Origin of the sequence: Paraburkholderia sp. J8-2 (assembly GCF_905220195.1) — a bacterium.
Classification (GTDB): domain Bacteria; phylum Pseudomonadota; class Gammaproteobacteria; order Burkholderiales; family Burkholderiaceae; genus Paraburkholderia.
Genome location: NZ_CAJMZA010000011.1, coordinates 57,553 through 71,658 on the forward strand (window position 1 = coordinate 57,553; position 14,106 = coordinate 71,658).

At 60.2% G+C, this 14,106-nt stretch carries 13 protein-coding genes; 10 read left to right on the top strand and 3 right to left on the bottom strand.

The genetic code is table 11. The features are described from left to right. Positions 1-102: 102 nt before the first annotated feature. From galE to U5A52_RS23260, 3 genes are all read right to left on the bottom strand, one after another. Positions 103-1,134, bottom strand: a complete 1,032-nt coding sequence (galE, locus tag U5A52_RS23250; protein ID WP_321936414.1) for a UDP-glucose 4-epimerase GalE — start codon at positions 1,132-1,134, stop codon at positions 103-105. A 32-nt stretch (positions 1,135-1,166) separates the two neighbouring features. Further along, the gene (locus U5A52_RS23255) at positions 1,167-2,285 is read right to left on the bottom strand and encodes a glycosyltransferase family 4 protein (protein WP_321936492.1); all 1,119 of its coding nucleotides are present in this window, start codon (positions 2,283-2,285) and stop codon (positions 1,167-1,169) included. Between the two features lie 174 nt (positions 2,286-2,459). Next, on the bottom strand, positions 2,460-3,740 hold the full coding sequence (locus U5A52_RS23260; protein ID WP_321936415.1) for an O-antigen ligase family protein: 1,281 nt from the start codon (positions 3,738-3,740) through the stop codon (positions 2,460-2,462). A 334-nt stretch (positions 3,741-4,074) separates the two neighbouring features. On the opposite strand from U5A52_RS23260, the gene U5A52_RS23265 reads away from it, so the two are divergent. From U5A52_RS23265 to U5A52_RS23310, 10 genes are all read left to right on the top strand, one after another. After that, on the top strand, positions 4,075-4,446 hold the full coding sequence (locus tag U5A52_RS23265; protein WP_321936416.1) for a CidA/LrgA family protein: 372 nt from the start codon (positions 4,075-4,077) through the stop codon (positions 4,444-4,446). Then, positions 4,443-5,186, top strand: a complete 744-nt coding sequence (locus U5A52_RS23270) for an LrgB family protein (protein WP_321936417.1) — start codon at positions 4,443-4,445, stop codon at positions 5,184-5,186. Before U5A52_RS23265 ends, U5A52_RS23270 begins: the two co-directional genes overlap by 4 nt. 1,279 nt (positions 5,187-6,465) lie before the next feature. Next, positions 6,466-6,969, top strand: a complete 504-nt coding sequence (locus U5A52_RS23275) for a hypothetical protein (protein ID WP_321936418.1) — start codon at positions 6,466-6,468, stop codon at positions 6,967-6,969. Next, the gene (locus U5A52_RS23280) at positions 6,966-7,298 is read left to right on the top strand and encodes a hypothetical protein (RefSeq protein ID WP_321912868.1); all 333 of its coding nucleotides are present in this window, start codon (positions 6,966-6,968) and stop codon (positions 7,296-7,298) included. The genes U5A52_RS23275 and U5A52_RS23280 overlap by 4 nt, the downstream gene beginning before the upstream one ends. 35 nt (positions 7,299-7,333) lie before the next feature. Further along, entirely contained in the window at positions 7,334-7,561 is a 228-nt protein-coding gene (locus U5A52_RS23285; RefSeq protein ID WP_321936419.1) for a hypothetical protein, read from the top strand. A 1,260-nt stretch (positions 7,562-8,821) separates the two neighbouring features. Further along, complete coding sequence (locus U5A52_RS23290) at positions 8,822-8,950, top strand: hypothetical protein (RefSeq protein WP_321936420.1); 129 nt, start codon at positions 8,822-8,824, stop codon at positions 8,948-8,950. Between the two features lie 1,767 nt (positions 8,951-10,717). Beyond that, on the top strand, positions 10,718-11,977 hold the full coding sequence (locus U5A52_RS23295) for a hypothetical protein (RefSeq protein WP_321912865.1): 1,260 nt from the start codon (positions 10,718-10,720) through the stop codon (positions 11,975-11,977). A gap of 201 nt (positions 11,978-12,178) precedes the next feature. Further along, positions 12,179-12,676 (top strand): hypothetical protein, encoded by a 498-nt coding sequence (locus tag U5A52_RS23300; protein WP_321936421.1) that lies wholly within the window; start codon positions 12,179-12,181, stop codon positions 12,674-12,676. A gap of 3 nt (positions 12,677-12,679) precedes the next feature. Continuing rightward, entirely contained in the window at positions 12,680-13,366 is a 687-nt protein-coding gene (locus U5A52_RS23305) for a C39 family peptidase (RefSeq protein WP_321912863.1), read from the top strand. 62 nt (positions 13,367-13,428) lie between these two features. Next, on the top strand, positions 13,429-14,088 hold the full coding sequence (locus tag U5A52_RS23310) for a hypothetical protein (protein WP_321936422.1): 660 nt from the start codon (positions 13,429-13,431) through the stop codon (positions 14,086-14,088). Positions 14,089-14,106: the final 18 nt, after the last annotated feature.

Here is a 14,106-nt window from a genome sequence, read left to right on the forward strand (position 1 = left end):
GAACGGACATTTTACTTTAGAAATGCTGTTGTAACAGCGATGTAATAAAACGCTACAAATTCGCAGGCTTGTAAATTCCTGTAATGCGGGCGACGCGCACCCTCACGCAAACCCTCGCGGATTCTTCTCCTGCCACCGCCAGTGGTCGACGCACATGCGCTCGATCCCGAAGTCGGCCTTCCACCCGATGAGTCTTTCCGCAGCGAACGGATTCGCATAACACTCGGCAATATCTCCGGGCCGCCGCGCGACGATCTCATAAGGCACGGGCCGCCCCGAAGCCCGCTCGAACGCCTTCACGATTTCCAGCACGCTATAGCCGCGCCCAGTACCGAGATTCACGACAAAGCCTTCGCCGCGCGAAGCGAGCGCATCGATTGCCTTGAGATGGCCCTTGGCCAGATCGACCACGTGAATGTAGTCACGCACACCCGTACCGTCCGGCGTCGGGTAATCGCCCCCGAAAACGCGTAACTTCTCGAGCTTACCGACCGCCACTTGTGCGACATACGGCATGAGGTTGTTCGGAATGCCGGCCGGATCTTCCCCAATCAATCCGCTTTCATGCGCGCCCACCGGATTGAAATAGCGCAGCACTGCAACTCGCCACGACGGGTCCGATGTCTCGACATCGCGCAGGATCTGCTCCGCGATGAGTTTCGACTGCCCGTACGGATTCGTCGCGGAAAGCGGAAACGATTCGTCGATGGGCGAGCGCTCGGGCACACCATACACCGTTGCCGATGAACTGAACACGAACTGCTTGACGCCGTGCTGGCGCATCACATCGAGCACGACCAGCAGGCCGTCCACGTTGTTGCGGTAATACTCGATGGGTGTCGCGACCGACTCGCCCACCGCCTTGAGCGCCGCGAAATGGATCACGCCGGTGACGCTGTGCGCCACGAAGATGCGCGAAAGGGCGGCCGCGTCACGCACGTCTGCTTCATAAAACGCGACCGGTTTGCCCGTGATCTGCTCGACGCGCTTAAGTGATTCGCTGCGGCTGTTCACGAGATTGTCGACGGCGACCACGTCATAGCCGTCATTGAGCAGTTCGACGCAGGTGTGCGAGCCGATGTAGCCCGCGCCGCCGGTGACGAGGATGGTGCCCTTTGATATCGTCGCAGTCATGCCGTGTCCATTCCTGAAAAATCAATTTTCGATCAAAACGTCGACCCGGTAATTTCCCGGATCAGTTCCCGGTAGCGTTGTACCACAACGCGCTCATCGAATTCTTTCTCGATTTTTTTCCGGCCACGCGCGGCCATGGCGGCGCGAGCTGCATCACCAAGGTCGAGCATGCGCGCGAGCGCCTGCTCCAGCGAGTTCGCGTCGCGCGCTTCGCACAGCAGTCCATTTACACCATCGGCGACCACTTCGCGGCAACCGGGCACGTTGGTGGCCACGATAGGGCGGCCCATCGCGCTCGCTTCCATCAGCGTGCGCGGTACGCCTTCACGGTACGAGGGCAGCACGACGCAGTCCGCATCGGCGATAAAGGGGCGCACATCGGCCGTTTCGCCCAGATACTCGATCACGCCTTCGCGTTCCCAGGCCGCCACTTCTTCGCGCGAGATTGCGCTCGGATTGTCCACACCCACGGGGCCGAGCAGCCTGAAGCGCGCGTGAGGGTAGCGCCCGCGCAGCGTGCGCGCTGCGTCGACGTACTCGCCCACACCTTTGTCCCAAAGCAGCCTGCCTATCAGTACGAAGGCAAACTCTGCGCGCTCGGGCAGCGGCGTGAAGGGGAAATCTTCGAGATCGACGCCTTCGCCGTGCAGCAGCTTCGCGCGCTCAGGATGCGCGAGGAGATTGCCCTCCTTGAAGGCGGCTTCATCGTCGCGATTGAGGAACCACACTTCGCGCGGAAAGCGGAACGCAAAACGATACAAACGCTTGGCGACCTGCGCGGCGCGGCTCTTCTGGATGAATACGTAACCGAGGCCTGTCGTGACCGCCACTGAGGGCGTGCGTGCGAGCCACGCGGCAATCGATCCATAGATATTCGGCTTGATCGTGTAGTGGAACACGACGTCCGGTTTGAGCGCGCGATAGTGGCGATAGAGCGCGAGGAGCGTGCGCAGGTCGTCGAGCGGGTTTGTGCCCTTCGAGGCCACTCGCAGTTCGACGCAGCGGCAGCCCATGGCGGCGAGCGGCTCGAAGGTGCGGTCGCGCGGCGCGATCACGGTGACTTGCGCGCCCGCATCGGTGAGCGCGCGCAACAGCCCGCGCCGATACGTATAGATCGCCCAGGCCGTGTTGCAGACGAGGGCGACGTGCAGCGGACGCGGATGCGTGGCGGACTGAGGCGCGCTGGCGGCGGCAGCGGTTCGGGCAGGCGAGGAGTTCACGAAAGCGGGGGCGTCGTTGACAGGCAATGGCCGCGGCGGCCGGGGCGCACATTTTAGCCGACGGGCATGGCGAGACGCCGTGCTACAACGATGCAAGAAGCCGCGCTAGAAAAGCTCGGCTTTGTCATCCATACGGTGCGCGATCGCCGCGAGAACGGCCAGCACGGTCGCGTAGAAAGACACCGTGCTCTTCAGGTCGAAGGTCTCAACCGTCAACCCGAAGACGAAAAACATCAGGACGAAGGACAGCCCCATGAGCGCCGTACGCCGCGTTATCCTCGATGCGGATTTGAGCTTTGCCGCGAAAAAGACGGCAGGCACGATATAGGTCGCGAGCAGTGCGAGACCGCCGACAATCCCGTAGTTGGCCATGTAGGCGAGCAGCTGGTTATGCACTTCGCCCTCGCCGAACGCCGCCGCGGTGGGGGTGATTGCACCTTGCTTCGCCATTGAGGCCATTTTGTCCCGAAAACCGTCACCGCCGAGGCCCAGCACCGGATGTTCGGCGATCAGTGTGGATGCTGCCTCATAGAGTTGAAGACGGATGCCGACCGACGTGTCGCGATGGCCTTGCGTGTACTGCGTCAGGTTCGATGACACATCGTTGACGCGGTCGCGCACTGTCCCCGAAAGCCCGTACACGAGCCCGAGCAAGAGCGCGACAGCCAGCGGCATCAGCAACTTCCAGTGGAGCGGTTTGTTGCGGCCGAGCTCCCATACGATCAGCAAGGCGACGAGCGGAATTGCCGCCCAGCCGCCGCGCGCGCCGGACAGCAGGGAGGCAGCGAGGCCTGCAAACAGTCCCGCGATCTTGAGTGCGCGCCAGAGCGCCGAATCCTTACGCCACCAGTTGAGTGCAATCGCCGACAGCACGCCAAGCGCGAGCGCGAGATCTCCAAAATGGATCGGGTTCAGGAACGCACTGCCGATGCGGCCGTCGCCCCAATCGCGCGGCATGAAGAGGGCCAGCGCCAGCGCGGACAGGGCGCCCAATGTAAAGGAGAGGTCCGCCCAGACGAAGATGCGCTGCGGCGCACGTCGCAGCGCCAGAAAAATTGGGATCGCGAGCAGGAACCGCGACGGCGAATCCCAGGTCCGGAGCAAAGGATGCCCATGCGAGAGCGTACTGAGGGCCACCGCGGCAACAGGGCCACACAGTGCGATGCAAAACGCGAGTGAGTGACGCTCAAGCGGCGCATAACCATAGGGAGCGCCAGTTGGCCGCCGGATCAGCGCCGCCAGTGCAATGACGCCCGCGCCAATCGATACGGCACTCGAAGCGCCTTGCACGAGCATGGCGATAGAGGGAAAGGCGAGCAGGAAAGCTGCGGTCAGCCAGTCGCCGGGCACTGTGCGTCGGGAATCAATCGTAACTGCTGTGGGCATCGCTACACTGCTGTTGTATGTAAGGGCGGGTTGTTTGCACGTCGTCCCCGTATTGCGTCCTCACTCCGCAGCTTTGTGGGGGCTGAGCGTGAGGCGGAACCGACTATTGTACGCATAGATGTTCCTCGCTCGATACTTCTCCGATGCTCCGGGAGCACTTAGGTGATCACCAACGGCCCGATAAAAATCGGGACCGAACGTAACGTGCGTAGTCTACAGTGCGCACGAGAAGGGGGCGAATCATCCACTGGTATGACGAATCGCTGCGCCTCGCTCGCCGTTGGGCTACACTTCGCGCGCCGCGCATGTTTCCAGCCTCGCCCGACCCTCAGCCATGCTTCGTTCCCTTGCCGCCCTCCTGATATTCCAATGTCTCGGCGAGAGCGTGTCCTACGTGTTCTCGCTTCCGGTGCCCGGTCCTGTGATCGGCATGCTCCTCCTGTTCGCCTTCGCGTTGATGCGGCCCGCCGCCGCCGAGGCCATTGAGCCGACGGCGCTCGAATTGCTGCGCCATCTCTCGTTGCTATTCATTCCGGCGGGCGTGGGCATCATGGTGTCAGCGCAGGCGGTGCGCGGCGAGGCGCTCGCCGTGATCGCGAGCCTCGTCGTGAGCACGACGCTCGGTATCGCGGTGACGGCGCTCGTCACGCGCGCACTGCTGCGTCGTCAGCGGCGCAGCACGACGTCCGGGGAGGGTGCATCGTGAACAGCCACCTGCCCATCACGAAGCTCGACGCGATCTGGGTCTATCTCGCCGCCACGCCGCTGCTCGGTTTGACGGTGACACTCGTCGCCTATCTCATCGCCATCAATATCTACGCGCGTGCGAGGCACAATCCGCTCGCAAACCCGGTGCTCATCGCCGTGGCGCTCGTTGTCGCGGCGCTCAAGATCACGGATACGCCGTACCGCACGTATTTCGAGGGCGCCCAATTCGTGCACTTCCTGCTCGGCCCGGCAACGGTCGCGCTCGCCCTCCCTCTTTATCGTCATTGGGATAAGCTCAAGCGCGGTGCACTGCCACTGCTTGGCGGGCTTGTTGCGGGCTCGCTCACGGCGATCGTGTCTGCGGTCGGCGTCGCGAAGCTCTTCGGCGCGTCGCATCAGACCATTGCGTCGCTTGCGCCGAAGTCTGTCACCACACCCATCGCCATGGCCGTTGCCGACAAGATCGGCGGCATCCCGTCGCTCACAGCTGTGCTCGTGATCTCGACGGGCGTGTTTGGCGCGGTGACCGCGCGCTGGATTCTCAACGTGATTCGCGTGCGTGAGGCAGAGGTGCGTGGGTTTGCAATCGGCGTGGCTTCACATGGAATCGGGACTGCAAGGGCGTTTCAGGTGAGCGAGGAAATGGGCGCGTTCTCGGGCCTCGGCATGGGGCTCAACGGCGTGTTCACGGCGTTCGTCGTGCCAATATTGCTGCCAGTCCTTCTGCGGTGGCTATAGAGAAGTTCTGGCGCTGTCGACGTGATTCGCCACTACGAACTTCAGCGGTCCGATGGTTTAGGCGCCTAAACGGTTAAAGCCGGAATGGCGCTGCTTCCGTGAAGCTTTTGACGGGGAATTTCGGCTCGTAGACGGCACCACCGTTGGTTCGAATGGTTCACACCTTACAGTTCTGGATAAGTTATTGTTTTTAAAAGAAAAAACTAGCCGGAAGGAGTGTTTTCGTTTAGGCGCCTAAACGTAATCGTTGCGATATTTAATTTAATTATCTAGAGGTGAGGAAGTTTTGTCTTCATTATCCAATCTAGAGCAGGTAATTCGCCCCAAAAACTAACTTTCGAGATGATACGCGCGATCTGATACGAACCAACTAAGTCTATGTCGGCTACCGAGCCACTACGCGGAGACGAAAGCGTCAATTTGCCAACCAGCAATGTACGAGTTTGCTCATCCGTGCGGGTATCGGCCGACTACCGCGCCTGCAGCGCGTACCGTGTCTCTCGGCAGCGCAAATAAACCATCGCCGAGCAGGCGGGGAGCGTTTCCTCGCTTACCGCCGTGCCCGGTTAGCCCGAAGAGCATATTGGATCTCAATATCGTGCGTGCGTGCGTGCGAGGCTTGGCGGTTGGCGTTGCGTTACAGGCTATTAGCATTTCGCGAGCGCTTTAGGTGAGCGAGGAGATGGGCGCGCATCGGCACGACGCGCGCCATTCGGCGGCGTGCCTGTTTAGGCGCCTAAACGCCTAAACCCGGAATGATGCAGTTTTTGTGGAGCTTTCGGCTATTGCTCCGTCGATAGAAGACCAAAAAACAATCGGCTAGCTCGCCAGTTGTGCCGCTTTCGACCTTTCAACAGATCCGGAGACCGGCCGCGTGCCCGTCTCGTACCAGCGGGTTGCCGTGCTGCCTTGATTTTCTCTGACTGCGACCGATCGTCTCGCGGATATCGGGTTGCCCATGATTTGATGCTGCTGCGGTATGGGTAGAGCCGCCCCATGAATCTTTGGGATTGATTCGATTGAAATGAACCTGCGCGAGTGTGAAGCGCGGTCACCGTGCTCCAGTGGCGCGGCAGGTAGTGCCAACTATCGCGCGAAAGGCCGGCGACAGCGAGCAAAAGCCCCCCTGTTCTTGTGACCATTCACCGACTTTCTCTCTCGTCGTGCTCGATAGACTGGATGCAGCAAAGTCGGAGTTCGATAGGAAATCGAAGCGAAGATAAAGCTCGTCTCCGACTTTCGCGCAACCCTGTCAACACCACGCTCAAGGACACTGAACTTGAAAACTCCCGTCTTCGCCGTTGACGTCGGCTACGGCAATACGAAGTACGCATACCGCGCTACGAGTGGCGCAGTTACCACCGGCATATTTCCTTCGCTCGCTCCGCTGGCTGCGAGCCGCGCACTTTCAGATTACGGTGTGAGCGTGCTTTTCACACGCAAGGTCGCAATGATCTCAATCGAGGGCATCGAATACGAAGTTGGTCCCGATGTGCCGATCACCGCAGCTTACGGCAGGACAGGCCGCGCGCTCGCGGACGACTATGTGTCGGCCGACAACTATGCGGTGTTGCTTTTTGGCGCGCTTCATTTCGCCGGTGTCACCCACATCGAGCGTCTTGTGTTGGGCCTGTCGCTTCACAACATGGAAACCTATTCTGCACAGCTAAAGGAGTTCCCGCGTGCTGTCATCGAACTGATCGACTCAGCCTGCCTCGCAAACGCGCACGGATTCCTGCTCGTTGGCGAAGCTGGACTTGCGCGTGAACGGGGGGCGGCATGAACAACATCAAGATGGAGATCACGATCAACCCGCTTGTGTCGCCGCTGCTGTACGAACGACTGAATCGCTGTACTTCGGCGCGCGAGCGAGCAACGGTATTCAGGTCGCTCGCCGAGGCGCACCTTCGTGAAGAGTTGATGCAGCGTACGCGAGCATTACGCCTGGGATCCGGGTTGCCCACGTCGGTGCACCCCACGCCGTCGAGCTTGTCAGCGAACGACGCGATCGCGACCGAAGGTTTCCAGACTCTGAGCGTAGATGATACGGCGCACCTGCCGCCGGAGTTCAGCGAAGAACTGGTCAAGCAACTGGCGGCCTACTTCGACTAGATGCGCGATCTTGACTTTGCCACGAGCGTGAAAGGATGAGTTCAGACCCGGGTGACGCAGCACGCCGTGCTGTGCACCCGGGCATCTACGTCAAGGAAATGATCCACATGGAATATGAACGCCTCTTTGCCATCCTGCACGGACAACGTCTCGGCGAACTCCTTTCCTGGGTCTACCTCGCGGCCCTGGCCGCGGTTGCGATCGCCGGCTGGAAACTCGGTGGCATTCTTTTCGACGCACGCCACCGCTCGGAGGACGAATGATGGAAAGATTCGAGAGGGCTGCGAGAGGTTTCATGAGCTTGCACTGGCTTGTGCGTCGTGCAGCGATCGCAGTGGCCTGCTATCTGCTCGCGTTCCTCGGAGTGTGGTTCTACGCGGAAGGAATGCAACAGAGCGGCAAGTTTCTATTTACCGTTGGCAGTGTTGGATTTAGCTGGGCGATCGGATTCCTGTATCTGATACGAGTCGCATTTTCCCTGGTTTTCCGGTGTCGGCGCATGTTTATGTAAGTCCGGACGATGCGGGCGGACCACGAAGACGTGGCTCGAAGCAGAAGGAAACACCGTCGCCGGCTTTGATCTAGCGAGCTCCTCACATCGCGCCGGGAGCAATGCACCACACTCGCGGCAGCCGGCACCCCCGGATTTCGGTACGCGTCGCCAAACAGAATAGGGCCGAAGTTTTCGCCGAGGTAGGGCATCACCGTCGCCGTGATACTCTATATCTCGGCGTCATCTGCGAAAGGAGAATGACGATGGGTTGGAGTTTCTTCGCAGTGGCTGTCGCGCTGCGTTCAGCGCACTAGCCTTGGTCATGAACCACAACGGTCGGAAAGCCGACAGCGAACGTGCAAATACACGGCGCCCCGACGGCGGGGATTGAACGTGGGCTGCGGCCTCGCCGCGATCTACGTTGCATTGGGCTTGTGCGGTCTTGGCATGATCACGGATCGCGTTCGTCAGCAACGCTGAGTGCGACCGTGCAAACAGAAGGTGTCCACTACACGGGGAATGACTATGGGCTTCGCCATTTTTTCTTTGATTGTTGGGTTGGCCATCTGCTGGTACGGTGGCTATATGACGAGGAAGGGACGGGAGGCGGATCGTGAACGACGTTCGCATTCGGACTGAACGGACGACGGCAGTGTGAGCCTCAACTGTCCGTTCTTGGCGGTTCGTTCGTGAGTTCGATGCTTGGCACCGGGGCACGCACGTGCGGCTTCAGTGACTGTCAAAGGTAAAAGCTGGCGAGCGCTTTACACTGGACGCATCGCGGCGGTTGCGACCGGATTCGCGCACTGATCGAAGAACAGGTTAGGGTGGCTAATAATGGCCGTGGATGCGCGCCGCTGCCGTGCTAACCTAAAACTGGTACTGCCTACGGCTGGAGAGCAACGATGGGCTGGAGCTTTGGTGCACTGGGAGTCGCTATCTTACTTGCCGCGTTGGGCTTAATGATGAACCGAAACGGTCGCAGGGCTGATCGTGAACGTCGAACCCGCCGATACAACGGAGACTGAATATGGGTTTCGGCATTGTTGCGATGATCGTTGCGTTGGGTCTGTGCGGTATTGGCATGATCATCGACCGAAATGGTCGCAAGGCTGACAGCAAACGTGCCAAAAGAGGACATCTAGTCCGCGGAGAATAATCATGTATTTTGGACTCTTTGCTCTGGCTATTGCGTTGACCTTCTCATTTTACGGTAGCCGTATGGTGAAGAAGGGCCGTGAGGTGGAACGTGCGAGCCGCTTGCGGCCGCGGTAAGTGGACAGTGCTACTCTATACCGTGTTATCGTCTACTGACGGAAAACGATGATGGGCCGGAGTATTGCTGCCTAGACCGTCGCCTTCATACGTAGCTGCGTTTGCCTCGGTTTTGGACCGGAGCGGTCGCAAGGCAGACCATGAACGTGCGAACGGAGTGCCTCCACTCCACGGAGAATGAGCATGGGTATTGGACTTTTTACGCTGTGTGTCGCGTTGGTCGTCTACTTCTACGGTGGCTATATGGTGAAAAAGGGCCGTGAGGCAGATCGTGAGCGCCGCTCGCGTTGGGACTAAACGAACGACTGATGTGCCAGCTTAGGCTATCGAATTCAATCAAGGCCGCGTCTTCGAGCGCGGCCTTGTGCATTTTCGGTACCTTTCGTGCGTTGGATCTTTGGCTGCCTGGATGCGCCCCCAGATCGGGGGCCAAGCTCGACGTCACCCGCAAGACCGTGGGCAGGTGCTCGGTTGGCCGGCGCATGGTCGACTCGAGTACGTTGGAACTGCGCTGAGTTGAGCAACGGTCAGACGTTGTCGATATTGTTGGCCCATGGCGTAGTTGTTGAACTCGAGTGTTCCGGGCGCGATGCCTCCTTCGGGAGGGCGAATTCCGCAATCTACGCTCGCGATCACCGGGTTACTGATGTCACGTAAATGTCACGATGACTACCTCCACGACTCGTGGCGTAGAGAGAATGTCGTTGTATTGGAGAGCAACGATGTGGTGGCAAGATGTTTGCAGCCAACCTCCGCGTTTTATCGCTGTTGCGAATCTCCAACCCGGCGTTTGGGCTCCTCCGCTATAGGGCCGCCGACCAAGTTTTCCCTCCGCCACGGCGCACGACTTTCGGTGCTGCGCTGCACGCTGCCAACAGATGGAATTCTCCAGCGCTATGTGACAACTCGTGGTATGCCGCCGTCAATGTAGATAAAGAAAGGATCCCGAAGCAATCAACAGTGTGTCCAGTGGCACTTGTTTTCAGCCACCCGCGCAGCGGCACAACTCAACCTCAATCCATTCTTTCGTGCAGTGCAGAAACTCGAGGCCAAGATGTTCTGAAATGTGTGGAACCCAACAGAATGCATGCGCGCTCTTGTTAAAATTCGCATGTGCGAAACGTATACTTCATCGACAAGAAAACTTCATATAATTGGACATTGGTTGAGATGGTATTTGGTATTTGCGATGTGGGGACGCGTAAAAGATACGTTTTCGCAGATGTTCAGGCAGTCCATTTTTACCTCTAGCGCAGTGGCGGAAAAGAGCTAGAGATAGCACCGACAAGGCCTTGAGGCCGACAAGCCGAGTCCGCTGCCGAAGGAATAGACCCCGAAGCGATTTTTGGATGCATCAAAATAGATACGTTTTTCAGGTCCTCTAATCGACTTTAGAAAAGCCACATATCAAACTGAATCTAAAGAACTTTCCTGACCTGCTGGTCCGCTGAAACCGGTGCAATGCCCGTTTCAATGTTGCATTTGAGAAACATACGGCGCGAGTGGAAGCACTTACACAAAGTGCCGCATCCCAATATCTGAAATTTCCCCTTTTAATTCAAAGTCTTACGCGCGTGGCACCGCCTATGCAACTGGGGCGGCGGATTGGTGCACTTTGCCAACCCACCCCCCGGCTCAACAGGAGGTTCTTATGCGCAAGACAATACTAGCGTCCGCTGCGATCCTCGCCTTTGGCTTCAGCGGCTACGCAATGGCAAACCCATGCCAGGACGGCAGTACGTCCTGTAACCAGAAAACCGAAATCGGATCGAACTCGTCGAGCATTAGCGCGTCGTCAGCGCAGCAGAGCACCACAGGCAGTAACGCGAACGAAGGTAGTTACGCGGACGCATACAACACCAGCAAGGCTGTTGCGCTCAGCAAGCTTGACGGTGCAGTGTCCGGCGTCACGGTCTCCAACATCGGCAACGTCGCCCAGAATTGGGGCAACGCCAGCGGTGGCAAAGGCGGCCGTGGCGGTAGCGGCTACGGCTTAGGCGGCACGGGCGGCGCCGGCGGCTCCGGCTCCGGCGGTGATGGCGGCAGCGGTGGCAACGCGAGGAACGGCAGCGCGACCGCAGGTGCTGCGTCGAACGGGGGCTCCACGGCTGGCGACGGCTACGCCGCGACGGGCGCCAATGGCGGCGATGCCTACGCTCATACCAAGGCTGGCTCGGCCGACTCTTCTGGTGGCAACGCAAGAGGCTCAGGCGGCGGCGCACTGGCTGCATCGGTCGGTGTAGGTGGCAGCGCCAGCGGTCGCGGTTGGGGTGGCGGTTCGGGGTCGGGTTCGGGTACGGGTACTGGCGGTTCGGGTAGCTCGTCAGCGAGTTCTGGCTCGGCTACCCTTGGCGCGAGCACGGCTTCGAACACCGGGGCAGGCTCCGGCGGCGCCGGCTCCGGCTCCGGCACCGCAGTCGGAAGCGGCACCGGCAGCGGCAGCGGCACTGGCGGCGCTGGCTCGGGCGGCGCGGCGACGGCTTCGGGCGGAGCAGGCTCGGGGACCGGCGGAGCAAGCTCGTCCACCGGCGGTGCGGGCGGCACAGCAACCGCCACCGCTGGCAACGGCGGCGCGGGCGGCTCGGCAGTTGGCGGCAGCGCTTCGAATGGCGGTTCGTCGACGATGGCCAGCAACGGCAGCGCAACCGCAGGCAGTGGCGCGGTCGGTGCAATGGGCACGGGCGGCGCGGGTGGCACCGGCAACGGTGGCACGGGCAACGGCGCAGTTGGCGGTGCAGGCGGCGCAGGCGGAACCGTTACAGTCGATGCGGGCTCGTTCGACATGTCGAACACCATGGGCAGTGCGGCATCAGGCGCAGCAGGCATCACGGTCATGAGCCAGAACACCGGTATGGCCTCGCTGATCCAGCAGGCAGTGACCGTCCAAGCCAACCTGAACGTCGGCCATTAGGCGCAACGGCGCTTGTTGAAGTAGGTCGTGCGATCTGCCGTGGGGTGCGCAGTTGCGCCTCACGGCAGTCGTTCCGTGTCATGCGGACGAGGCTGGCGCGCTTTCGTTGCAACCCGCGCTGCAAGCCGCATGACAAAACACGCAGCTATCGAGCCTTTTGTGCCGGTTGCATTGCGTCGCACAGAGGGCAAGGAGACAACCATGCAAGCGCAAAAGCGGTTTGCGCAGCTGGTCATGCCTTTTGCGGTTGTGCTGTCTGGCCTGATCGCTCAGGCGGCCGCCGCCGAGTCGCTCGAATCGCAATCACTACCTGTCGCCGTCAATGCCGGTGGTACGAGTGCCGCACCTGTCGGTGCGACCGCCGCAACGCAAGCCGTTGCGGATAGTTCATCACCGGTTGCGCAAACGGCGCCGGCAACGTCCGCGACGGACACGCAACCTGCTCACGATGTGAGCTTTGGGGTTGCGTTGAATTCCGATCAGTTGGACGGCCTGCGAGGCGGCGATGCGCTGGTCGGTCAGAATTTTTTGAACGGCTCGGTTGCGGATAACGTTGCGAACCGTGTGGTGACGGGCTCGAACGCGATCAGCGAAGGATCGTTCTCGAATTCGAGCGGCTTGCCGACCGTCATCCAGAACACCGGTTCGAATGTGCTGATCCAGAACGCGACGGTGTTGAACGTGCGCTTCGGGAACTAGGCGATGAAACACGTTGCAGCGTATCTCGCGTTCGCGTTCAGCTGCTGCTTGCCGGCCGCTCACGCCGACCCCATCGACGTCACTGACCCGTCGGGCGGGTATTACTCGCTGCATGTGACGAGCCTAAAGGAAGCCCGCTTCAAGCGGACCATCAAGCAGCAATACGACTTCAGTTGCGGTTCGGCGGCAGTGGCAACACTGCTGACGTATCAATACGATTTTCCGGTGACCGAACAGCAGGCGTTCGTCGAAATGTTCCAGAACGGCAATCAGGACAAGATTCGCCGGGAAGGTTTCTCGCTGCTCGATATCCGAAACTTCCTGATGTCGCGCGGCTTTGAAGCCGACGGCTATGAAGTGCCGCTTGAAAAGCTCAGCGAAACGAACACGCCCGCGATCGTTCTGATCGTCGAACACGGCTACCACCACTTCGTCGTTATCAAGGGGGTGCGCAACGGCCGTGTGCTGGTCGGCGATCCGGCCACCGGCACGCGCGCGATGTCGCGGGAGAGTTTTGACGAAAAGTGGCAGGACCACATAGTGTTCGTCATTCACAACAGGCGTCAAATGGCGAGCTTCAACGATGCACGAGATTGGCATGTCGCACCGGACGCGCCGCTTTATACCGGCATTCCGCATGACAGCCTGTTCAACGTGGTCGTACCGAAACTCGGTCCAGGTCAATTCTGAGGCTAGCGATGAAATCCGGACACCTGAAACTGGCCGGCGTTGTCACAGTGTTATGTAGCAGCATGTCTTCGTTCGATACAGGCGCGGCCATGGGCGATTCGCCGGCAATCGCGACCGGTCTGGTCATGACGATGCGGAGCGCGCCGCAAGACGCTGCGGATGCAATGGATGACGAGGTCGTGCCCCCGCAACACGTCGCGGCAACGCAGCGACAAGACGCACCCGACACGGTGCAGGCGGACGCCGCGTACGTCGCGATGCCCGCGGCTGAAGCCGGTGCGAACGATGCCGACCCAGCGTGGGCGTCCGCCGATCTCGTAGCGGTGAGCGAGAGCCGGCTGGACGACATGCGCGGCGGGTTCGACTTGCCATCCGGTCTGGTGGTGTCGTTCGGCATATCGCGTGCTGCGTTCGTGAACGGCAATCTTGTTGCGCAGACGAGCTTCAACATTCCGGATATCGCCAACATGACGGCACAGCAGGCGCAGATGCTCGCGAGCGCGAACACCGCGGCGCTGGTACAGGTCGGACCACACAACTCCGTGCAACAAGGGGCGCTGCCCGGACTGACCGGCGCGGTGATCCAGAACTCGTTGAACAATCAGCAGATACAGGCGCTTACGACGATCAACGCGGGTGTGAACTCGCTTGGCGCGTTCAAGGCGACGAACTTCCTGTCCACGATAAATAGCGCACTCGCCGGCGTGGTACGTCCTCGCTAGTCGCGGTAGTGCATCGTC

What these genes read in the sequence shown, in the direction of transcription:
- galE (WP_321936414.1), bottom strand. Translation starts at nt 1,134, where the DNA reads ATGACTGCGACGATATCAAAGGGCACCATCCTCGTCACCGGCGGCGCG.
- U5A52_RS23260 (WP_321936415.1), bottom strand. Translation starts at nt 3,740, where the DNA reads ATGCCCACAGCAGTTACGATTGATTCCCGACGCACAGTGCCCGGCGAC.
- U5A52_RS23265 (WP_321936416.1), top strand. Translation starts at nt 4,075, where the DNA reads ATGCTTCGTTCCCTTGCCGCCCTCCTGATATTCCAATGTCTCGGCGAG.
- U5A52_RS23280 (WP_321912868.1), top strand. Translation starts at nt 6,966, where the DNA reads ATGAACAACATCAAGATGGAGATCACGATCAACCCGCTTGTGTCGCCG.
- U5A52_RS23285 (WP_321936419.1), top strand. Translation starts at nt 7,334, where the DNA reads ATGAGTTCAGACCCGGGTGACGCAGCACGCCGTGCTGTGCACCCGGGC.
- U5A52_RS23290 (WP_321936420.1), top strand. Translation starts at nt 8,822, where the DNA reads ATGGGTTTCGGCATTGTTGCGATGATCGTTGCGTTGGGTCTGTGCGGT.
- U5A52_RS23295 (WP_321912865.1), top strand. Translation starts at nt 10,718, where the DNA reads ATGCGCAAGACAATACTAGCGTCCGCTGCGATCCTCGCCTTTGGCTTC.
- U5A52_RS23300 (WP_321936421.1), top strand. Translation starts at nt 12,179, where the DNA reads ATGCAAGCGCAAAAGCGGTTTGCGCAGCTGGTCATGCCTTTTGCGGTT.
- U5A52_RS23305 (WP_321912863.1), top strand. Translation starts at nt 12,680, where the DNA reads ATGAAACACGTTGCAGCGTATCTCGCGTTCGCGTTCAGCTGCTGCTTG.
- U5A52_RS23310 (WP_321936422.1), top strand. Translation starts at nt 13,429, where the DNA reads ATGTCTTCGTTCGATACAGGCGCGGCCATGGGCGATTCGCCGGCAATC.